General features: G+C 66.5%; 19 protein-coding genes and 1 riboswitch. Of the genes, 5 read left to right on the top strand and 14 right to left on the bottom strand.

Going from position 1 to position 21582, the window contains the following annotated elements; all coding sequences use genetic code 11:
• Positions 1–41: 41 nt before the first annotated feature.
• Positions 42–1196, bottom strand: a complete 1155-nt coding sequence (metX, locus tag KG104_RS05675; RefSeq protein ID WP_207347532.1) for a homoserine O-acetyltransferase MetX — start codon at positions 1194–1196, stop codon at positions 42–44.
• Positions 1197–1204: 8 nt separating this feature from the next.
• Positions 1205–2521, bottom strand: coding sequence for a bifunctional o-acetylhomoserine/o-acetylserine sulfhydrylase (locus KG104_RS05670; RefSeq protein WP_207347531.1), 1317 nt, complete (start codon positions 2519–2521; stop codon positions 1205–1207).
• Positions 2522–2592: 71 nt separating this feature from the next.
• A riboswitch (SAM riboswitch) is annotated at positions 2593–2708 on the bottom strand.
• Between the two features lie 177 nt (positions 2709–2885).
• On the opposite strand from KG104_RS05670, the gene KG104_RS05665 reads away from it, so the two are divergent.
• Entirely contained in the window at positions 2886–3536 is a 651-nt protein-coding gene (locus KG104_RS05665; RefSeq protein ID WP_104161932.1) for a VOC family protein, read from the top strand.
• A gap of 803 nt (positions 3537–4339) precedes the next feature.
• On the top strand, positions 4340–5314 hold the full coding sequence (locus tag KG104_RS05660) for a hypothetical protein (protein WP_207347530.1): 975 nt from the start codon (positions 4340–4342) through the stop codon (positions 5312–5314).
• A gap of 5 nt (positions 5315–5319) precedes the next feature.
• Here KG104_RS05660 and KG104_RS05655 read toward each other — a convergent pair whose 3' ends face one another.
• The 3 genes from KG104_RS05655 to KG104_RS05645 all read right to left on the bottom strand — a co-directional run bounded on the left by KG104_RS05655 (position 5320) and on the right by KG104_RS05645 (position 7785).
• A complete protein-coding gene (locus KG104_RS05655; RefSeq protein WP_207347529.1) occupies positions 5320–7113 on the bottom strand; it encodes a glycoside hydrolase family 2 protein in 1794 nt (597 codons plus the stop codon).
• A 73-nt stretch (positions 7114–7186) separates the two neighbouring features.
• Positions 7187–7426 (bottom strand): hypothetical protein, encoded by a 240-nt coding sequence (locus KG104_RS05650; protein ID WP_216202355.1) that lies wholly within the window; start codon positions 7424–7426, stop codon positions 7187–7189.
• The gene (locus tag KG104_RS05645; RefSeq protein WP_207347528.1) at positions 7426–7785 is read right to left on the bottom strand and encodes a primase-like DNA-binding domain-containing protein; all 360 of its coding nucleotides are present in this window, start codon (positions 7783–7785) and stop codon (positions 7426–7428) included. Before KG104_RS05645 ends, KG104_RS05650 begins: the two co-directional genes overlap by 1 nt.
• Before the next feature lie 185 nt (positions 7786–7970).
• On the opposite strand from KG104_RS05645, the gene KG104_RS05640 reads away from it, so the two are divergent.
• Positions 7971–8678, top strand: coding sequence for a TetR/AcrR family transcriptional regulator C-terminal domain-containing protein (locus tag KG104_RS05640; RefSeq protein ID WP_104161786.1), 708 nt, complete (start codon positions 7971–7973; stop codon positions 8676–8678).
• Positions 8679–8726: 48 nt separating this feature from the next.
• On the opposite strand, the gene KG104_RS05635 is transcribed toward KG104_RS05640, so the two are convergent.
• From KG104_RS05635 to KG104_RS05610, 6 genes are all read right to left on the bottom strand, one after another.
• A complete protein-coding gene (locus tag KG104_RS05635) occupies positions 8727–9515 on the bottom strand; it encodes a CPBP family intramembrane glutamic endopeptidase (RefSeq protein WP_104055309.1) in 789 nt (262 codons plus the stop codon).
• Positions 9516–9570: 55 nt separating this feature from the next.
• A complete protein-coding gene (gene hutI / locus KG104_RS05630) occupies positions 9571–10842 on the bottom strand; it encodes an imidazolonepropionase (RefSeq protein ID WP_207347527.1) in 1272 nt (423 codons plus the stop codon).
• A complete protein-coding gene (locus tag KG104_RS05625; RefSeq protein WP_237688677.1) occupies positions 10839–12263 on the bottom strand; it encodes a formimidoylglutamate deiminase in 1425 nt (474 codons plus the stop codon). Before KG104_RS05625 ends, hutI begins: the two co-directional genes overlap by 4 nt.
• Positions 12260–13579: an allantoate amidohydrolase gene (locus tag KG104_RS05620; RefSeq protein WP_237686996.1), complete on the bottom strand. Its 1320-nt coding sequence runs from the start codon at positions 13577–13579 to the stop codon at positions 12260–12262. The genes KG104_RS05625 and KG104_RS05620 overlap by 4 nt, the downstream gene beginning before the upstream one ends.
• 4 nt (positions 13580–13583) lie before the next feature.
• Positions 13584–15269, bottom strand: coding sequence for a urocanate hydratase (locus KG104_RS05615; protein ID WP_207347525.1), 1686 nt, complete (start codon positions 15267–15269; stop codon positions 13584–13586).
• 76 nt (positions 15270–15345) lie between these two features.
• The gene (locus KG104_RS05610; protein ID WP_104161781.1) at positions 15346–16176 is read right to left on the bottom strand and encodes an IclR family transcriptional regulator; all 831 of its coding nucleotides are present in this window, start codon (positions 16174–16176) and stop codon (positions 15346–15348) included.
• 88 nt (positions 16177–16264) lie between these two features.
• Here KG104_RS05610 and hutH point away from each other — a divergent pair, with 88 nt between their 5' ends.
• Both hutH and KG104_RS05600 read left to right on the top strand, forming a co-directional pair.
• Positions 16265–17839, top strand: a complete 1575-nt coding sequence (gene hutH / locus KG104_RS05605; protein WP_207347524.1) for a histidine ammonia-lyase — start codon at positions 16265–16267, stop codon at positions 17837–17839.
• 4 nt (positions 17840–17843) lie between these two features.
• The gene (locus KG104_RS05600) at positions 17844–18140 is read left to right on the top strand and encodes an acylphosphatase (RefSeq protein ID WP_104055303.1); all 297 of its coding nucleotides are present in this window, start codon (positions 17844–17846) and stop codon (positions 18138–18140) included.
• Between the two features lie 226 nt (positions 18141–18366).
• Here KG104_RS05600 and KG104_RS05595 read toward each other — a convergent pair whose 3' ends face one another.
• The 3 genes from KG104_RS05595 to KG104_RS05585 all read right to left on the bottom strand — a co-directional run bounded on the left by KG104_RS05595 (position 18367) and on the right by KG104_RS05585 (position 21524).
• Positions 18367–19272: a hypothetical protein gene (locus KG104_RS05595; protein ID WP_207347523.1), complete on the bottom strand. Its 906-nt coding sequence runs from the start codon at positions 19270–19272 to the stop codon at positions 18367–18369.
• Positions 19273–19494: 222 nt separating this feature from the next.
• Complete coding sequence (locus KG104_RS05590) at positions 19495–20604, bottom strand: NAD(P)/FAD-dependent oxidoreductase (RefSeq protein WP_207347522.1); 1110 nt, start codon at positions 20602–20604, stop codon at positions 19495–19497.
• Between the two features lie 17 nt (positions 20605–20621).
• On the bottom strand, positions 20622–21524 hold the full coding sequence (locus KG104_RS05585) for an aminoglycoside phosphotransferase family protein (RefSeq protein ID WP_207347521.1): 903 nt from the start codon (positions 21522–21524) through the stop codon (positions 20622–20624).
• Positions 21525–21582: the final 58 nt, after the last annotated feature.

Raw genomic sequence — 21582 nt, 5'->3', positions numbered from 1 at the left:
GTTCAGGCGGCCTTCGCAAGGGTAGGCGCCCCCCGCCGCCGCTAGGGCGCTCCGAAGAACCGGTCCCGCAGCGGAACGCCGATCTGCTCAACGTCGGTGAGGAACCCGTCGTGGCCGATCGGCGCACTGATCATGTGCACGCCGGTCTTCCGGGGCAGAGCCGCTGCCAGTTCGTATGAGTGCTGCGGAAGGTAGAGCCGGTCCGAATCCACGGCGGCTATGAAGAATTCGGCACCAGCGCTGGCCAGCGCCTGGCGAACCGATCCGCGGCCGCGGGCCACATTGTGGCTCATCAGGGCCTCGGTCAGCAGCAGGTAGCTGTTGGCGTCGAACCGGTCTGCGAGCTTCCGCGCCTGATGGTCCAGGTAGCTCTCCACCGCATAACGCCCGCGTGCCGCCGGCAGCGCGGACCCCAGCGGGTCCTCCTCCAGCTGCGCTCCATTGCCAAAGCGGTACTCCAGCTCAGCTTCGGAGCGGTAGGTAATGTGGGCGATCCGGCGGGCGAGGCCGAGACCGGCAACGGGAGCCCTGCCGTTGTAATAGTCGCCGCCGTTGAAGTCCGGATCCAGCCGGATGGCTTCCAGCTGCGCCTGGCCAAAGGCAATTTGCTCCGCGGAACTGGCAGCGGTGCAGGCAATGACGGCGCAGCGCTGCACCCGGCCGGGTTCGGTGGCGGCCCATTCCAAAGCACGGGCGCCGCCCAGGGAACCGCCGAGCACGGTGTGCCAGACGCGGATTCCCAGCTGATCGGCCAGGCGTGCCTCAGCGCGGACCGAGTCCCGGACCGTGACAAAGGGAAACCGCGAACCCCACGGGAGCCCCTGCGGATCCGGTGACGAGGGTCCGGTGGATCCGTAGCAGCCGCCGAGCATGTTGATGCAGACGACAAAGTACCGGTCAGTGTCCACCGTCTTGCCCGGACCCACCAGTGCGTCCCACCAGCCGTCCTCGTCGCTGCTGCCCCGGGCCACGTGGGTGCTGCCGGTGAGGGCGTGGGCCACCAGTACGGCATTGTCCGCATCCGCGTTGAGGGTCCCCCACGTCTCGTAGGCAAGGGAAACGTCCGGCAGGTAGCCTCCGGTTTCCAGGTGCAGGCTGCCGATGCGCGCATGCCGCAGCACCCCGTCCCCGGCGGAGTGCTGCGGCGCGGTGCGGCCGGCGGTTCCGGCAGCGTTTGAGGTAGAAGGAAGTGTCACGCTGCCCGCTACGCTCCCTTGGCTGCCCGGAACCCGGCGTCGAGGTCCGCAATAATGTCGTCAATGTGCTCAATGCCCACTGAAAGCCGGACCAGCCCGGGGCTGACTCCCGCTGCCAGCTGCGCCTCGGCCCCCAGCTGGCTGTGGGTGGTCGACGCCGGATGAATGACCAGGGAGCGCACGTCACCCACGTTCGCCACATGGGAGTGCAGGTCCAGGGCATCCACGAACCGCTTGCCGGCGTCGATGCCGCCGTTGATCTCGAAGGAGACAATGGCGCCCGTTCCGCGCGGCCCGTAATGGCGTCCGCGCTCGAACCACGGGCTGGACTCCAGGCCCGCATAGGCGACGGAGACGACGTCGTCGTGCCCTTCCAGCCAGTTGGCCACCGCGACGGCGTTGCTCACGTGCCGCTCCATGCGCAGGCTCAGGGTTTCCAGGCCCTGGGCAATGAGGAACGCGTTGAACGGGGACACGGAGGAGCCAAGATCGCGCAGCAGCTGGACCCGCGCCTTGAGGATGTAGGCGAGGTTGGCACCCAGAATGCCGCCGGCGCCCAGGTCACGGGCATAGACGAGACCGTTGTAGCTCTCATCCGGGGTGTTGAAGCCGGGGAATTTCTCCGGATCGGCACCGAAGTCAAAATTGCCCGAATCCACGATGACGCCCGCAATGGCGGTACCGTGCCCGCCGAGGTACTTGGTGGCCGAGTGCACCACAATGTCCGCACCCCACTCGATGGGCCGGATCAGGTACGGGGTGGAGAGCGTGTTGTCCACGATCAGGGGAATACCGGCCTCATGCGCCACTGCGCTGATGCCCTCGATGTCCAGTACGTCCTGGCGGGGGTTGGAGACCACCTCACCGAAGAAGGCCTTGGTGTTGGGCTGCACCGCCGCCCGCCACTGCTCCAGATTGTCCGGATCGGCCACGAACGTTGTGGTGATGCCGAACTTCTTCAGCGTGTGCTTGAACAGGTTGTACGTGCCGCCGTAGAGGCTGGGGCTGGCCACAATGTGGTCTCCGGCTTCGGCCACGTTGAGAATGGCGAAGGTTTCCGCGGCCTGCCCGGAGGCGAGCAGAAGTGCCCCGATCCCGCCTTCAAGGGAAGCGATCCGGTTTTCCACCGCTTCCTGCGTGGGGTTGCCGATGCGGGTGTAGATGGGGGCAAGCTCAGCCAGGGCGAACCGGTTGGCCGCTGCTTCCGCACTGGGAAAGACAAAGGACGATGTCTGGTAAATAGGCAGGGCGCGGGCGCCGGTAGCGGCGTCGGGCTCCTGGCCGGCATGGATGGAACGGGTTTCGAAGGACCAGTTTTCTGACACTGCTTAGCTCCCATAACCTAAGGGCCGCACAGAGACTTCCGGCCGGAACAAGGTAACCGGCAGCCACGTGGGACCCGCGCTTGCCCTGCATCCGTTGAGGCAGGGCCAGGTCTTCACCCGGGGCACCCCACCGCGGTTGGAGGGTTGCCGGCCAGCAAGCCGGGGCTATCTGCTGGCACTCATGACCTATCCCCTATGAAAACGGATAAGTCCGGCGCCTGCAAGGAGTGTGACGGATCATTTCCAGGGCGTCGGCGGCACGGATGGCGCGTACCTTTTCCCGGCGGCTGCGGGGAAAGCGCCTTTGGCCGCCTTAGGTGGTCCTAAGTCGAGACGCTGGTCACAACGTGCCATTATGGGCCGCATGCGCTTGGACCATGTATCTTATGCCAGTGAATCCGACGGTCTTTTGGCCACGACAGAGAGGATCGCAGACGCTCTGGGAGCGGACTTCGTCAAGGGCGGCGTCCATCCGCGTTTTGGTACGCGGAACATGATCCTTCCCCTGGCCAACCATCAGTACGTCGAGGTGGTGGAGGCCCTGAACCACCCGGCCTCGGACAAGGCTCCCTTCGGCCAGGCAGTGCGCCAGCGCTCCGAGTGCGGCGGCGGCTGGATGGGCTGGTGCGTGGCCGTGGATGACCTCGCCCCCTTTGAAGAACGGCTTGGACGGCTCTCCGTTCCGGGCAACCGGAAGTTCCCCGACGGACAGGAACTGACCTGGCGGCAGATCGGCATCAACGGCCTGATCGCCGACCCCCAGGTGCCGTACATGCTGCGCTGGGATGACGGAACCGAGGAACTGCACCCCTCGGCCGCCCTGCCCGGCATGCCCGGTGCCGTGAAGCTGGACTCGCTGACCATCGCCGGCTCCGCTGACCGTGTGGCGCAGTGGCTGGGCACCCCGGCCGAGGAACCGCTGGAGAACGTGGGTGTCACGTGGATTTCCCCCAAGGGCACGCCCGGCATCATGTCCGTCACGTTCAACACGGCCAAGGGCCTCGTCGAGATCTAGTTCTGCTGCCGTTCTGGGCATCCGCGCACCTTTCGGGCGGACCGGACCCCTGATCCGCTGCCGTTTTGGGCAGCTGCGCACCTTTTGGGCGGACCGGACCCCTGATCCGCTGCCGTTCTGGGCATCCGCGCACCCTTCGGGAAATCACTGCCGGTCCGCACCGGCAGCAGAATCCCAATCCGGATGCGCCTGCCCAAAGTGGTCGCCTTTCCCGGTGGCGGCGGAACCAGTTGGGCAAATGCTGCCGCTTTGGGCAGCCGCGCACCTTTTGGGCGGGCCGGACCCTGATCCGCTACCGCTTTGGGCATCCGCGCACCTTTTGGGCGGACCGGACCCCTGATCCGCTGCCGCTCCGGGCAGCCGCGCACCTTTTGGGCGGACCGGACCCCTGATCCGCTGCCGTTTTGGGCATCCGCGCACCTTTTGGGAAATCACTGCCGGTCCGCACCGGCAGCAAATTCCCAATCCGGATGCGCCTGCCCAAAGTGGCGGTCTTTCCCGCTGGTGGCGGAACCAGTTGGGTAAATGCTGCCGCTCTGGGCATCCGCGCACCTTTTGGGCGGACCGGACCCTGATCTGCTGCCGCTTTGGGCATCCGCGCACCTATTGGGCGGACCGGACCCCTGATCCGCTGCCGCTCCGGGCATCCGCGCACCTTTCGGGCGGGCCGGTCCGCACCGGCAGCAGATTCCCAATCCGGATGCGCCTGCCCAAAGTGGCCGCCTTTCCCCCGGGCGGGGTTTTTATCCACAGATCGCTCCCAGTTCATCTAGTGAAGAAAGCCCCGGATTCACGCTTGTCCCATGGATCCGGAGTTTCTTTATGCAGCCGACGCCGATCGCGACGGCTCCGGCAGACGTTCCCTGGCCCGGAGATGTCAGGCGGGCGAGCTGGTCCGGGTGCGGGCCGGGGTCTACGTCGAAGCCGCCCAGTGGCAGAAGATGCCGCAGTGGGACCGGGACCGTGCCTCGATTACTGCTGCCGTGGATCAGGCACAGGCACCACGGATCCTGATCCAGCAGTCGGCCGCCGTCATCTGGGGTTTACCGGTCGTCGGCAGAACCTCTGAAATCCTGCTGCTGGCACCGGGCACTTCGCATGGAAGGCGCCGCGGCAGTCTCCGCTGGACACCTCGGAGATTACTCGAACCGACCACGACAAGGGACGGCCTTACCCTCACCTCACGTGCTCAAACAGTCCTCGACATGGCCGCTCGGCTTCGCTTCGAGCGTGCCGTTCCCGCCATGGACCACGTCCTGCGTCCGGATGCGGCACGCAGCCTTCCCGCTTTGGAGAAGGATGCCTTGCTGATCCTTTGCGAAAACCTTCCGGACGAGGCCAAACGCACCAGGGCGAGAAGGGTGATCTCCTTCGCGGACAGCCGTTCCGAATCCCCCGGCGAGTCCTATTCCCGTGCCGTTTTGCATCTGTACGGATTTCCGCCTCCGGACCTCCAATATGAGTTCCGGTCTGCCGGAGGACAATTCATTGGAAGAACCGACTTTTTCTGGAAGGACTACGCGCTGGTCGGTGAATTCGACGGCGCGGTGAAGTATGGAACCGCGGGATCCAGCCGAAGCCCCGGCGCCAGCCAACAGGTCGGCACGGCTTCCCGGGAAGCCCTCATCCTCGAGAAGAGGCGGGAAGATGCGATTCGGGCGACCGGCGTTGGCTTTGTCCGCTGGTCCTGGGCCGACCTCATCAAACCCCGGAACGATCCGGACGGGCTGATGAGCATGTTGCTTCGAGCTGGGCTGCCCAGGCAACGCCGCCGCTGAAACGGTCAGGAACCCACGGCCGCGCGGACCAGAGCGGCATTGGTCTCCCGCACCGTGTCGGCATCGATCTTCACCACGCGCCGGTCATAGGTGAGCAGCCCGTTCACTTCGTCCTCCACATCGGTCAGCTGCGTGTACACGGTCGCAGCCAGCCCCTGAGCCACCGCCGGTTCGATCTGCTGACGGTGCAGCTTGATCCACGCCCGCCGCAGGGCCTCCGGCGTCTTGAATTTCCGGTAGCCGAACTCCTTCTCGTTGAAGGTGTGGCCCGGAACGCGCAGGCTGTAGCCGCCGTACTCGGACAGGACGACGGCGCGCCCGTCCCGCAGCCAGCCCTTCCGGAGCACAAACGGCACAAAGTACACGTGCACGCTCTTGAGGTCTCCCCCGCCCTGGTCGTGCCAGCCGCTGGCATGGTCGATGCTGCGGGTCGGATCCAGCGAGCGCAGCAGGTCGGTGACGGCGTTCGCGTCAAACTGGCCCCAGCCTTCGTTGAACGGAACCCACACGGCCAGCGAGGTGCTGTTACGCAGCAGGTTCACGGTGCCGTGCAGCTCCGTCAGGAACTCGTCCCGGCCCGCTTCATCAGCACGCCCGAACGCATCGTGGTCACTGTCATCACGGTGGGGCAGCCCCACGGCCGGAGCCGTCACCACTGAGTGCCGGTAGGAACGGCCGCCGCTGACCAGGTCCTGCCACACCAGCATGCCGAGGCGGTCGCAGTGGTAGTACCACCGCAGCGGTTCCACCTTGATGTGCTTGCGCAGCATGGTGAAACCCAAATCCTTGGCGGTTTGGATGTCATAAGCCAGAGCAGCATCCGACGGCGCCGTGTACAGCCCGTCCGGCCAGTACCCCTGGTCCAGCAACCCGGCGTGGAAGTACGGTGTGCCGTTGAGCAGGAGCCGGGTATGACCCGCTGCATCCGGTCCCGTTCCAAAGGTCCGCAGCCCGGTATAGCTGCGCACACTGTCGATCTCCCGGCCGCCCGAAAGCAGCCGCACGTCCAGGTCATACAGGAACGGATCATCGGGTGTCCACAGATGCGGATCCGGCACCGGGATGTTCACGGCTTCCCCGGGAACGACGACGGCGTCCGCCACAGTGCGTCCGCCGGCGGACACAGTGATCGCCGCAGACAGGTCGCGCCCGACGTCGCCGGTCTCGTCCAGCAGCACGGTCACCGTGACGGAGTCCAGATCCGGAACCAGGAGCAACTGCGAGATGCTCGTCCCCGGCACGGACTCCAGCCACACCGTTTGCCAGATGCCGGACTGCGCGGTGTACCAGATGCCGCCGCGGTCCAGGGTCTGCTTGCCACGGCTGTGGTATCCGGTGTCACTGATGTCCCGGACCCGGACCACGATTTCCTGCTCGCCACCGGGCACCAGCGCGTCCGTGACATCCAGGGAAAACGGCAGGTAGCCGCCGTCGTGCCCGCCCATTTCCGTGCCGTTCACCGTAACCGTGCAGCTTTGGTCCACCGCGCCGAAATGCAGCAGCACGCGCTCGCCGGCAAAACCGTCGGGCAGCCGGACCATGCGCCGGTACCAAAGGAACTGCTGGGGCTGGAGTTGGCGGCCGACACCGGACAGCGGTGCCTCGGGCGAGAACGGTACGAGGATCTGCCCGTCCCAGTCGCCCTCGGCTGGCGGCCGCTTCCTGCGGACCGAGGTGATGGCGTACTCCCAATACCCGTTGAGGTTCAGGCAACTGTCGCGGACAAGCTGCGGACGCGGATATTCCTGCAGAACGGATTCCGGATCCAGGTCAGCTCCCCACGGGGTCGTCAGTGTCACAGGCGGGTGTGCTCCTTGGTCGGCGTTCCGGGCGGGCATCACCGGCGGCGGTGTCCAACTCCTGCGGCACCCTTCAGCGCGCGCGGCCTGAACGCTGCCTCGCCGCGATGATGTCCCGTGCAGTCGCGCGCAGTTCATCGGAGCCGATACCGTGATCCGTGCCCCAATGCCGCTGGATGCCCAGATCCAGTTGCCCCGCGACAAGTTCGACACCGATCAGCGTAGCTTCTTCAGCTACGTCCTGCACGGCCGGCTTCAGTGCCTCAACGATAGTGCTGCGGTGTCTCTCCAGGGGTACGGGGTGAGCGGGCATCACGCCGGAAGTGCCCCCAGCACACTGTTGGGACCCGGAGCCTTATCAGTCTCCAGAATGTACTGGATGGGGATTTGGCCTGTGACCATGATGCCTTTGACCACTTTTTCCCTGCGCTGAAGCCCGACCTCGATTCCTTCATCCCGCAGTACCTTCGAGAAGAGCTGAATGGACAGCGGATCTGTGCTGTTTTGTTCACACCAGATGATGAACATGCCGTAGAGGTCGGCAACGGGCAGGACTGCACTGTCATCGAGGTCCCGTACGGTGCATACAGCAAGGAACTGACGGACCCGGTCCTCGGCTGTCTTGGCGTTCCCGGTACGGTCAGCGGGGGTTGTGTCTGTCATTGCAGTCATGCGCTTCTCCTGATCGATCGGTGCGAGTGGCCACTACCGGCCATGCAAACTCTGATCTCTCCGAAAACCATGTCGGCTGCTCTACACTGTAGACTGTAGCCGTAGGCCTACGTAGAAGCAACCATTATTATTAGTGCAGAGCGAGCGATGTTCGCTCCCCAAGACGATCAGGACGGACCCACCCCATGACGGAAGCCCCGGAAACACCAGCCACATCAGGTTCCCGAAAAGCTCGCCTGAGCAGGGAACTCGTGCTGGGGACGGCACTGGACCTGGTGGATGCCAACGGACTGGAAGCTCTCAGCATGCGTCGGCTGGCGCAGGAACTTCACTGCGATCCGATGAGCCTTTACCGTTACGCGGAAAACCGTGCAGCCCTGCTGGCCGGGGTCGAAGAACTGGTCTTCAATAAACTGACGATTTGTCTGGATGAGTTGGACTGGCAGGCTCAGCTGCGACGCATCGCCCATGACGTCCGGGTGCTGGCCCTGCAGCACCCCAACACGGTCCCGCTGCTGGTCACCAGGCCTTTGTCCACTCCTCTGGGCCTGCGCCCCCGGGGAACACTGCGGCCGCTTGAGCGGATTTTGGCGCTGCTCATGAAAGCCGGATTTTCCCCCGAGGATGCCCTGCACATCTATCGTGCCTTTTACTCGTTCCTCTACGGACACATCCTGAACGAGCTGCAGGAGCTCATCGCCGATCCCGAAGAAGATGAAGCCATTCTGCGTCTTGGCCTGCACCGGCTGCCCCCGAAGGAATTCCCCCGGCTCAGGTCCCTTGCACCGATTCTTGCGGACTATGACGGCGAAGTTGAGTTGGATCAGGGGTTGAGCATCCTGCTCTCCGGACTCGCTGAACAACTGGGCGGCGGACCTGTGCTGCACAGCTGAGCGCCGGTGACCGGCACCATGAAACGCAGAAGGGCAGGCGCGCCGGCATCAGTTGCCGATCCCGATGGCGGGACCAAACAGGGCAAAACCCACAAACCCGGTGATGTCCACCAGGGCATGGGCGATCACCAGCGGCATCACGCGGCGGGTCTTGACATACGCGTACCCGAAGATCAGCCCCATCAAAAAGTTTCCAATGCCCGGCCCAATCCCCTGGTACAGGTGATAGCTGGCACGGATCAGGGCGCTGGTCAGGATGATCGCCGGCGTCCCCCAGCCCAGCTGCCGGAGCCGCAGGAACAGGTATCCCACCACAATGACTTCCTCGAGGACCGCATGCCGCACGGCCGAGAGGATCAGCACCGGCAGCGTCCACCAGTACGTGTCCAGCGCTGCGGGCACCAGCGCGGTGGTGATGCCCAGCGCCCGGCCGGCCGCGTATACGCCCAGGGTTCCCACACAGATCACCGCCGCTAGGCCCGCGCCCAGCCCGAAATCGCGCAGCGGCTTCTCGAAGGTGAACCCGATGCGCCGGAACGCCGATTTACCGGGTTCAGTGAGCAAAAACAGCACCAGGGCCACGGGCAGCAGCGAGAAGAAAATCCCCAGCAGCTGATAGGTCAGGTCAAACCAGGGGTTCTCGTCCAGGACCGGGTTCAGCGTGGTCGTCTGCCCGGCCAGCGGTCCCTCGGTTGCCTTTTCCAGGAGTTCGACGACGGCGTAAACCCCCGAGCGGCCCAGGGACAGTCCCAGCACAATCAGGATTTCGAAGACGAGCATCTTCCGTGCCCGCGGATCAAGCGACTCGGCGGGGACGGAGGGGAAGGCGGCACGCATGCCTTCCATTGTGCAGGATGTGCAAGGAACCGCACGGTTCCGGACCGCGGATCGGCTACCGGGCAGGCAACCCCAGCTGTTGTCCGGCCCGCCACACGGCACCGGTCAGCGGCATGCCGGGCCGGTAGGCCAGATGCGCAGCCGAGGGAGCGTTGAGCAGCTGCAGGTCCGCACGGTGCCCGACGGCGAGCGACCCCACCGCCCGCTGCCCGTCCCGGTCCTCCCCGGTGTGCACGCGCAGGGCCAGCGCGCCGCCGAACGTCGCAGCCCGCAGTGCTTCCTGAACCGTGAGGCCCATCTGCAGCACCGCCGTCGCCACACAGAAGTTCATGGAACTGGTGTGAGAGGTCCCGGGGTTGCAGTTGGACGCCAGCGCCACCTGGACTCCGGCATCCAGCAGTTTCCGCGCCGGAGCCAGCGGCGCCCGGGTGGACAGGTCGCAGGCGGGCAGACAGGTGGCCACGGTTCCTGCCACCCGGGCGGCTGCATCCGTTCCGTCCGCGTTCCATTCCTTCCAGGTGCCGGCGAGCGCGTCGATGTCGTCGTCGGTCAGGTGGTTCACGTGGTCCACGCTGGCTGCACCAAACTCCACGGCCAGGCGCGCGCCGGCGCCGTGGCCCAGCTGGTTGCCGTGCACCCGCAGGCCCAGGCCGGCGTCGCGGCAGGCCTTCAGCACCCGCCGCGACTGGTCCTCCGTGAAGGCACCCTCTTCGCAAAAGACGTCGGCCCACTGCACATACGGCAGCACCGCTTCGAGCATCTCGGTGCACACCAGATCCGTGTAGTCGTCCGCGTCGGAGCCGGCCGGCACCAGGTGTGCGCCGAGGTAGGTCACCTGGTTCGCCACGGTGGCGGCAATGCGCGCGTGCCGCCGCTCTTCCTCCAGGTTCAGCCCGTACCCGGTTTTGGTCTCAAGATAGGTGGTGCCGCCGGCCGCCGCCTCGGCAACGCGTGCCAGCAGAAGCCGGGTCAGGTCATAATCCGAGGCAGCCCGGGTGGCATTGGTGGTGACGGCTATGCCGCCGGCAGCGTAGGACTCCCCCGCCATCCGGGCTTCGAACTCCGCACCGCGGTCCCCGGCAAAGACCAGGTGGGTATGCGAATCCACCCAGCCCGGAAGTCCCGCCCGCCCGCCGGCGTCAACCATCTCATCAGCGGCAGGCGCATCGGAAGCCGCACCGATCCAGCTGATCCGTTCACCCTCAAACACCACAGCCGCATCCTGCAGCACTGATCCGGTGCCGCGGGTTTCATCTTGGGTGGATAGCTCGCCAATGTTGGTGATCAATGTGGATGCCGGGGTGCTGCGTGCGGTGGATGTGCTCATGGGTCTTCCGTCGTGGTGGCTGGGATGGTGGAGGCGGACATGGTGGTGGCTGGCAGCGGCGGGTTTTTCCCGTCCACGGCGGCGACGGCGGCCGACAGCAGGGCCGCCGGATCGCCCAGTACGGCATGCCGGCCGTGGCGGGCCAGGATGCGTCCGCCGACGACCACGGTGTGGACATCCGAGGCTGTGGCGGAAAGTGCCAGCTGCTCGGGGCGCGAGCCGGCCGTCCGGAGAGTTTCGGGATCCACTGACATTAGATCGCAGCTGTTCCCCGGGGCCATCCCGGGAGCCGGCCGTCCCTGGGCGTCCGTTCCGGCAGCTGATGCCGCCGCATGCAGGTCCGCCGGGCTAAACCGGCCGCGTTCCCCGGAGCGGAGGCGTTCGCCGTGTTCCAGCGCGCGCATCTCCAGCCAGGGATCGACGACGGCGTGCTGGTCAGTGCCCAGCGCTATCCGGGCGCCGGCCGCCCGCAATTGTGCCGCCGGGCCGATGCCGTCGGCCAGATCCGCTTCCGTGGTGGGGCACATCACCACAGTTGCGCCGGCGGCTCCCAGAACGCCGATGTCTTCTTCACTCAGATGGGTGGCGTGAACCGCTGAGAGCCGCCGGGTCACCAGGCCGTGCTTGGCCAGCAGCAGGGCCGGCGTGAGTCCGGTTGCTTCCCGGCAGGCCGCATTCTCGGCGGGCTGTTCGGAGAGATGGATGTGCAGCGGCAGGTCTGCGGGGAGTTTCCGGGCGATCAGCTCCAGCTCCTCCTCCGGCACCCCGCGCACAGAGTGCAGGGCCGCAGCCACGCTGACCTGCGCCGGATCGAACTCCTCGGCAAACGCAGCGCGCAGGGAGGCCAGCCGCTGCAGCCAGGCGGCGCCGTCGCGGTCCCCGAAGCGCAGCTGTCCCTGCGTGAGCGGGGCACCAAATCCGCCGGCCAGGTAGCAGGTGTCCAGCAGCGTCAGGCGGATGCCCGCGGCGACGGCGGCCCGCGCCAGCGCCCGTTCCATGGCGTGCTCCTGCGGATAGGCGCTGCCGTCCGGCTGATGGTGGACGTAGTGGAACTCGGCCACGGAGGTCCATCCGGTGACCACCATTTCCGCGAACACCGCGGTGGCAAGCTGCTCGTACAGTTCCGGAGTCAGGGCGGCGGCGGCCTCATACATCTGCTCGCGCCAGGTCCAGAAGCTGCCGGTGCCGGCGGCGTGCGTGCGTCCGCGCAGAATCCGGTGGAAGGCATGGGAGTGCGCGTTGGACGCCGCCGGGAACGTCACGCCGGGCAGCCGGCAGTCACCTTCCCGTGCCGGCACGCCGGTTTCGGTTCCCGTCACCGTGCCCGCGGTGTCAATCTCCACCCGGACACCGCCGGCAACAGCGCCGTTCACCCAGGCTTGTTCGCACCAAAAGGACTTTTGCCGCTCCGGGATGCTCACAGCAGGTCCTGCAGGGCATCGGCGAGCGCGGCAACGCCGAGCTCGGCGTCGGCATCCTCCACATACTCCTCCGGCGAGTGGCTGATCCCCGAGGGATTGCGGACAAACAGCATGCCGGTGGGCACCAGGGCCGCCAGCACTCCGGCGTCGTGCCCGGCGCCGGTCGCCAGGACGGGGGCGCCGGGCACGGTTCGAGCCACTGATTGTTCGAGTGAGCGCTGAAGGGCGGCGTCAAAATGGACGGTGCCGGAATAGGATTCCTCGGTCAGGCGGACTGTGCAGCCCTCCATCGCGGCGATCCTCTGGGCCTGGCCGTGGATCTTCTCCACCAGGGCAGCGGTAACGACGTCCTCGGGGTGGCGGACATCCAGCCAGAGGTCCACCCGGGAGGCGATGACGTTGGTGCCGCCGGGAACAGGTTCCAGCCGGCCGACCGTGGCGCGGGCACCGGACTGGGCGGCGGCGGTCTGCCGCACGGCCACGATCAGCTGGGCTGCTGCGACCATGGGATCGGCGCGGTCCGCCATCAGGGTGGTTCCGGCGTGGTTTCCCTGCCCGGCGATGGTGAAGCGCCACCGCCCGTGGCCCAGCACGGATCCTCCCACGGCCACGGCCGGACCGCGCCCGGCCGCATCCATGAACTCCTCGGTGTTCAGGCCGCGCCCCTGCTCCACATGCAGTTCCACAAAGTCGCCGATGCGGCTCAGGGCCGCCTCATCGCGTCCCATCAGCTCCGGGTCCAGTCCGTTGGCGCGGGCGACGTCGGCAAAAGTGTTGCCGTCCGCATCCCGCAGGGACAGGGCTTTAGCCGGGTCGATCGCTCCGGCCAGCAGCCGGGAGCCGAGGCAGGCGACGCCGAAGCGGGATCCTTCCTCCTCCGGAAACACCGCGACGGCGAGGGCCCGGTTGCGGATCAGGCCCCCTTCCCTTTCCCGGGCCTGCAGCAGATCCACTGCCGCCAGGGCACCGGCCACGCCAAGGGGTCCGTCGAAGGCACCGCCCCCTGGCACGGAATCCAGGTGGGATCCGGTAACCAGCGCGCCGCGGCGTTCCGGTACGCCGGACGTCCCGTCGATCCCCGCCGCAGAATCCCCCGGCAGGTCCCACCAGGCCCACAGAATGCCGTTGGCATCCGTTTCCACGACCAGCCCGCGCCGAAGCGCTTCGGACGTGAACCATTCACGCAGGTCTCGTTCCGCGGCGGAGTACACCGGGCGGGAGTATCCGCCGCGGCGCTCATCTCGTCCGGTGTCCTCAATGGCGGCCATCAGAGCTTTAAGGGGCGAAGCAACGGGCGAAGCAGGTGACAGGTCCATGGATCTACTCTGCCATCGGAATGCGGACGCCGCGCTCGGCGGCGACGTCGGAGGCGCGCTCATATCCGGCGTCGACGTGGCGCATGACGCCGGTGCCCGGATCATTTGTCAGGAGCCGCTCCAGCTTTCGGGCGGCCAGCTCGGTTCCGTCCGCGACCGACACCTGGCCGGCGTGGATGGAGCGGCCGATACCCACGCCGCCGCCGTGGTGGATGGAAACCCAGGTGGCACCTGAGGCGGTGTTCAGCATCGCGTTGAGCAGGGGCCAGTCCGCGACGGCGTCGGACCCGTCGGCCATGGCTTCGGTCTCCCGGTATGGTGAGGCCACCGAGCCGGAATCCAGATGGTCGCGGCCAATGACAATCGGTGCGCTGACCCTGCCCTCCGCGACGAGCGAGTTGAACAGCAGCCCGGCCTTGGCCCGGTCGCCGTAGCCCAGCCAGCAGATGCGGGCCGGCAGGCCTTCAAACTCAACGTGCTCCGCCGCGGCGTCGAGCCAGCGGTGCAGGCGCGTGTTCTCCGGAAAGAGGTCCTTCATTGCGGCATCCGTGACCGCAATGTCCTTCGGATCGCCGGAAAGCGCCACCCAGCGGAAGGGGCCCATGCCTTCACAGAAGAGCGGCCGGATGTAGGCGGGAACAAACCCCGGGAACTCGAACGCCCGCTCGTAGCCGCCCTGGCGTGCTTCGTCACGGATGGAGTTGCCGTAGTCAAAGACCTCGGCCCCGGCGTCCTGGAAGCCCACCATAGCCGCCACCTGGCGGGCCATGGATTCGCGGGCCTTCTTCGTGAAACCTTCGGGGTCGGCGGTGGACTCGGCGACCCAGCGCTCCACGGGAATGCCGGCCGGCAGGTAACTCAGCGGGTCGTGGGCGGAGGTCTGGTCCGTGACAATGTCCACGCTGATGTCCCCGGCGAGCTGGCGGCGCAGCAGTTCCTCGAAGACCTCGGCGGCGTTGCCCACCAGTCCCACCGACAGCGCCCGTTTCTCGGCCTTGGCGGCCATGACCTTGGCGACGGCGGTGTCCAGGTCCGTTTCGACCTCCTGCAGGTAACGCTTCCCGGCACGGCGGCGCAGGCGGGATTCGTCGACGTCGACAATCAGCACCGCGCCCCCGTTAAGCGTCACGGCCAGCGGCTGCGCACCGCCCATGCCGCCGCAGCCGCCGGTGAGGGTCAGCGTGCCGGCGAGGGTGGCGTTTTCATCGCGAAAGAGCTTCCGGGCAACGGCGCCGAAGGTCTCGTAGGTGCCCTGGAGGATGCCCTGCGTGCCGATGTAGATCCAGGATCCGGCCGTCATCTGGCCGTACATCATCAGTCCTTCGGCCTCCAGCCGGCGGAACTCGGGCCAGGTGGCCCAGTCCCCCACCAGATTTGAGTTGGCCAGCAGCACCCGCGGCGCCCACTCGTGGGTCCGGAAGACGCCCACGGGTTTGCCGGACTGGACCAGCAGGGTCTCGTCGTCGGCCAGCGTGGACAGGGTGCGGACGATCGCGTCGTACGCCTCCCAGCTGCGCGCAGCCCGGCCGGTTCCGCCATAGACGACCAGATCCTCCGGCCGCTCGGCAACTTCCGGGTCCAGGTTGTTCATGAGCATCCGAAGGGGCGCTTCCGTCTGCCAGCTCTTAGCTGTCAGGGAAGTGCCGCGGGGGGACCGGATGCTGCGGGAAGGATCGGAAATGGTAGCCATGACCAGACGGTAGCTGAGGGTTCCGGTCCGCCCGCAGAAGATTTTCGGGGCGTCTGGGATCCCAGACAGCAACTGTTCAGAAAGGCTGCAGCGGCGCCGGAGGCTGGGACGTCTGGGCGCCCAGCCGGCGGGAGATTTCGGCGGCACACCGGGAGACACCGGTCAGCTGATCGGCCGCAAAGGCAGGGATCCCCTGCAGGGCGGCGGGACCCGCTGAATCGGCTGACAACCGGTTTGGCGCTGTGAGCGTGACGCTGGCAACCGCTCGGCCGGAGCGGTCCAGGACGGGCACGGCGATTGAGGAAAAGCCTTCCGTTACTTCGTTTTCCTCCCAGGCATAACCGCGTTCACGCACCTGCGCCAGGAGGCCGGTCAGGGCGGCACCTCCGATGCGGCCGGAGCGCAGAGTCTCTGAATCCGGGTAGAGTGCCCGCAGTTGCGCGTCCGTCATTTGGGCCAGCATGGCCCGCCCGCTGGCGGTGCGGTGGGCCGGAAGCCTGATGCCGGCGTCGGTCACCAGGGGCAGCTGCTTCGGTGCCCGTTCCTCAATCACGTAAATCACGTCGGTGCCCTGCAGGACTGCCAGGTGCGCGGTCAGGCATGCCTGGGTTACCAGCTTTCGCAGCGGAAACCGGCCAATGCGCTGCAGCGGTGCCTGCCGCGCGTAGCCGGTGCCGAGCTCATGGGCTGTCGCACCGAGGGCGTATTTGCGCTCCTCCGGCAAATGGACGGCAAACCCGTCGGCAACCAGGGCGGCAAGCAGGTGGTAGGTGGTGGACCGCGGCAGGGAGAGGTCCCGGGAAACGGCGGTGGCGCTGACGGGGCCGGCCTGCGTTCCCAAATACCGCAGGATCGACAGGACTTGTGCAGCAGCGGGAACCTGAACCCGGAAATAGCTCTCTGGCATGTGCAGAGTCTAGTGCAGTGTCTGGAATCCCAGACAGGGAATCGGCGTCCCGCTAGGACCCCTGCCGTTCCCATGCTCAGATAAGGAGATGGAAACCCTGCAGAACCCCCGTACAACCGTCGAGCTGGGAACCGGCGCCCTGGCGGCGGAGGACATCGTTGCCGTAGCCCGGCACGGCGCAGCCGTCACGCTGGCGGCCGAGGCATTCACCGCCATGACAGCCTCACGCACGGTCATCGAGGAACTCGCTGCCGACGATAAGCCCCACTACGGGGTTTCGACCGGTTTCGGGGCCCTCGCGGTGAAGCAAATCGTCCCCGAACAGCGCCGGCAGCTGCAGCGTTCACTGATCCGCAGCCATGCGGCGTCGTCGGGTGCGGAAGTGGACACGGAGGTGGTGCGGGCGCTGATGCTGAACCGGCTGTCCACCCTCGCCACCGGCCGCACCGGCGTCCGACCCAAGGTGGCCCTCGCGTATGCAGGGCTGCTCAATGCCGGCATTACTCCGGTGGTGGGCGAGTACGGTTCACTGGGCTGCTCAGGGGACCTGGCTCCCCTCTCCCACTGTGCGCTGGCCCTGATGGGCGAAGGCGAGGTCCGGACCGCCGACGGCGAGCGGGTGCCGGCCGCAGCGGCCCTGGCGGCAGCCGGGCTGGAACCGCTGGAGCTGCAGGAGAAGGAGGGCCTGGCCCTGATCAACGGCACCGACGGCATGCTGGGCATGCTCACGCTGGCCATCGCTGACCTGCACCTGCTGCTGTCCACCGCGGACCTGGCAGCAGCTATGAGCGTTGAAGGACTGCTGGGCAGCGACGCGGTGTTTGCCGCGGATCTGCAGGCACTGCGGCCGCAGCCCGGACAGGCCGAATCCGCCGCGAACATCCGGGCCGTTCTGGCCGGATCGGCTCTGATCGAGGAACAAAAAACCGGCGGCTTCACCCGCGTGCAGGACGCCTACTCACTGCGCTGCGTTCCCTCCGTCCACGGCGCCGCCCGATCCACCCTGCAGCATGCCGAGAATGTTGCAGACTGTGAGCGGGCCTCGGCCATCGACAATCCGGTGGTGACCCCCGACGGGCGGCTGGAATCCAACGGCAATTTCCACGGTGCACCGGTGGGCTACGTGCTGGATTTCCTCGCGGTCGCCGTCGCCGACATTGCCTCCATGAGCGAACGGCGCACCGACCGTTTCCTGGACCGATCCCGCAGCCACGGCCTCAACGCGTTCCTGGCCTTTGACCCGGGAGTCGATTCCGGGCACATGATTGCCCAGTACACGCAGGCCGGGATCGTTTCCGAGCTGAAGCGGCTGGCCGTTCCGGCGTCGGTGGATTCCATTCCCTCATCGGCAATGCAGGAAGACCATGTCTCCATGGGCTGGGCGGCGGGACTGAAACTGCGCCGCGCAATTGACGGACTGACGCGGGTCCTGGCCATCGAGGTGCTGACCGCAGCCCGGGCACTGGACATGCGCGACGGCGGTGTTTCCACCTCCCGCAGTGCGCCGGCGGTTACCGCGGTTCGGGCGGCCCTGCGTGAAGTGGTGCCGGGGCCGGGTCCGGACCGGTACCTGGCGCCGGAGATCGAGGCCTGCAGGGTGGCCGTGGCGGACGGTTCCCTGCTCGCTGCTGCTGACTCCGTGCTGGACACGCCGTTACTCTAAGCCCATGACACCTACGGATACTCCCGTCCCTGCCCGCCGGCTCACGGCCCGGATCACCGGAGAGGTCCAGGCGGTGGGGTTCCGCTACCGGACCCTGCAGCAGGCAATCCGCCTCGGACTCACCGGCCTTGCCGCCAACCGCAGCGACGGATCAGTCCTGGTGGTCGCAGAGGGAGCCGGCCCGGCCTTGGAGGAGCTGTTGCAGTGGCTGAATTCTCCGGCTGCTCCCGGAACAGTGAGCGCTGTGCAGGACTCCTGGTCCGAAGCGACGGGCGAATTCAGGACCTTCGGAACTGAGTGACCGCCATGGCGGGGTGGACAGCAGCTTGGACAAAGAAAAGCGCCGGCAGACCTTGGGTTGGTTGGGGGGAACAACCCTGGTCTGCCGGCGCCGGATAGGTCACTACTCTATCCATTCATCACTCGCACCCTTATGAGGTACTAACTACGTTAACCCCTCTGACTGGGCACGAACTGGAGGAAAGCTGGCAACTCCCTGAACGTCGGAAGATCCGCAATTGCGCAGGTCAGGAGGCTTTTTGCCGTGTCAGTGCCTCATGCACTTTTCGTACTGCCTGGGGAACGGGATTGCTGGACGCCAGCACCAGTGCAGGCCGCTGGCCCTTGGCCGGTGAGGCACAGGCAGGGATTGCTGCGTTGGCGGAGACTCCCGGAGCGGTCTTCTTCTTCGGCTGCACGGCACCGGAGCGCGGCTGCTGCTTCTTGGCTGCCCCGTTGCCCGAACCCTTGACGGCGCCCTTGGCCGGAGTCTTGGCCGGGGTCTTAGCAGAAGTCCTGGCCCCTGCCGGTGTCTTGCCGGGCACCTTGCCGGCAGTGTTCTTTACTGCGCTTGGCTTGGCCGCGGTTTTAGCGGAAGGCTTCTTGGCAGCGGCAGGCTTCGCCGCAGGTGTCTTGACCGCTGACTTCGCGGCGGCCGGCTTCTTGGCTGCGGCCGGCTTTGCCACAGGCGCGGCGGCAGCAGTCTTCGCGGCAGGTGCCTGATCCTTCTTGGCCGGACGATCCGTCCGGTTTGCTTCAGCCGGAGTGGAAGTCAAAGCAACCGCTGCTGCGTTCGCAGCCGCACGCGCCGCGGCCACGGCTTCGATCATCGACACAGCCGGCCCAACGGTGCGGGCGGCGGGATCATAGGCCCGGCCGGTCGGAGGCGCCGGGCGCAGTGCGGCGAGGAGCTCGTCCGCTGCGGAGCGGGTGGTGTCGATGAAGGCCAGTGCGGCGGTATCCTCGGGCGCGGTTTCGCTGCGCCGAATGGCCGAGTTTTTAACGGCCCGGTAGATGGCAGCGATCACTATAATCAGGGCTGCACCCGTTGCGTACATGAGGATCAGCGAAAAGGCCAGAGATGTTGTTCCGCCGGAAAAGAATCCAAACCCCGTTACGGCCAAAATCAGCCAGGCTCCGGAGATAACGGTCACTATTGTTCGGATTTTGACATAGAGCGAACTCTGCTGCGCGCCAACCAGCTGTGGCGGCAAAATATCTGACACTGGGACAGACCTTTCAAGCAAAAAGGTGGATCTAAAAAGAAGAGAAAGCCAACTTGGCTTTATCCTTCAACTGTAGGCACCCGGGCACGCGAATATGACCATACACACTCACTTGCACCGATTCGTTACGCAGCAGTGATGAGACTTTGGTCACAGTCCGGCGCGGGTGGGACTCAGTGCCTCGATGACGGCCTTTTTCGGCTGTTCCCCCTGCAGCATTGCGGCCGCGATTTCCGCCATTCCGGATGAGGTTTGAAAGCCGTAACCACCTTGTCCGGCCAGCCAAAAGAACCCGGGAACAACGTCGTCGTACCCCACCACGGGAAGCCCGTCAGCCGTCTGGGTGCGCAGCCCGGTCCAGGACTTCACAACCCCCGTGATTCCCAGGGTCGTCACGGAATTAACAAGGTCAACCAGCGCGGCAACGTCCTCGGCGTGCGGGCGGGCGTCCATGGGCTCGCTGGGAACACTCTCCGACGGAGACACCAGGACCCGGTTTCCGTCCGCGCGGTAGTAAAAGGTCTCATCCGCGTCGGCCACCATGGGTGCATCCGCAGGCAGGGGGTGTTCGACGTCGACGATGGCGGCCGTGCGGCGGTACGGCTGCAGGCCGCGCTTCCGGACTGAGTAAAGGGCGGCCAGCTCGTCAGCCCAGGCCCCGGCGGCGTTGACCACCACGCGGGAAGTGATGTGCTGCTCCCCCGCCTCCGTGACCCAGCGGCCGAATTGCTCTCCTCCGGCCTCATAGCGCGCACTCCGGACCGGGGACCCTGTCAGGATGCGTCCGCCCCGGTCCAGGATCCGCCGGCGGTGGTATTCCATCAGCGCGTCGGTGTCACACCCCACGGACGTGGTGTCCAGCCCTGCCGCGGGAAAGTGCTCGGGCTTCAGTTCAGGAGCCAGCGCCATCATCTGCGCCGGCGTAACGGGATGCATGTGGCCGCTGGCGCGGTCCCGTACGGTTTCCTCGCTGCCGACCAGCAGGAAACTGCGTGCCGTGAGGACAGGCTCCGGCAAATGGACCTCAAGCGCCCGGATGAGGGCCAGGGTTCGTACGGTCAGTTCCTGGATGACTGCGGGCCCGTAGCTGGGTATGAGCTGGCGGGCGGAGCGGGAGGAGGTGTGGAACCCCAGTGTCGGTTCGGCTTCCACCACCAGCACGCCGGTTCGCCCTGCCAGTGCCGAGGCCAGGGACAGCCCGGCTATTCCGCCGCCGACCACCAGAATGTCACAGTCCACCGAGTCTCCCCTGTTCTTCATTGCTTTTCCGGCTGCCTTCAAACCCAGTCCCGCTCATCGGTCAGAATTTCCATCAGGGTTTCCGACCCCATGAGATACATTCCCGGATGATCGTCGGAATTGGCCAGCAGGTTTGAGGCCATGCACACCGCCCAGCCCTGCGCCCTGCCCCAAACGTGCGGATCGGCGTCGTACCGGCTACCCAGTGCGGCACGGAAGACGCTGCGCCCGTGTTGGTCAAAGACCAGCCAGGCGGCCGCGAGGTCAGTGGCAGGGTCTCCGGCCGTCAGATCTCCGAAATCGATGACGGCCTGCAGCCCGCCGTCCGGAGCGCCCACGAGGTTGGCCGGATGCAGGTCACCGTGCAGCCAGAGGTTCGGACCGGGCCAGCCCGGCAGCGTGAGGCTGGCCTCCCACAGCTCCCGGACCCGGGCGGCATGGGGAACCATGCCGCTGGCGAGGCGGCCCAGAACCGCGTTGTTGCGGGTGGCCAGCGGCACGCCCCGAACCGGGTTCCGCGGGTAATCCGGCGGGGCAGGCCGGTGGAAGGCGTTGAGGAAACCGGCCAGCGGAGCAGCCAGTGCAACGTTGCGGTCCCGGGGCTGCAGCGAAACCTCGGCGCCTTCAAACCAGCGCGTGATGTTCCAGGGAAAGGGAAATGCCTCGGAGGGGCGGCCGGCAAAGACAGGGGCTGATGTTGCCACGGGAAGATCAGCGGCGAGACTGGGGAGCCACTGCTGCTCGTTGGCCGTCAGCTGCACAGCTGCCTCACGCCGGGGAAGCCTCACAGCGTGGTCTGGGCCGAGCCGGAAGATGTGGTTGTCCCAGCCGTTGGCAACCAGCTGCAGCGGCTGCTCCGCCGCCGCGGGGTGCTGCTGCCGGAGGAGCTGACGCACGAGGTCCGCATCTGCGTGGATCTCTGCTGCGGGATGATCGGCCATGCCAGAACCCTACAGTCAGCACCGGGCGGGCGTCTCCCTGTTTCGCGGCCTGGTCACA

Source organism: Arthrobacter sunyaminii (genome assembly GCF_018866305.1).
GTDB classification, from domain to species: Bacteria; Actinomycetota; Actinomycetes; order Actinomycetales; family Micrococcaceae; genus Arthrobacter_B; species Arthrobacter_B sunyaminii.
Note: the sequence above shows the minus strand (reverse complement) of the source record. Positions and strands in the feature narration are given on the sequence as shown.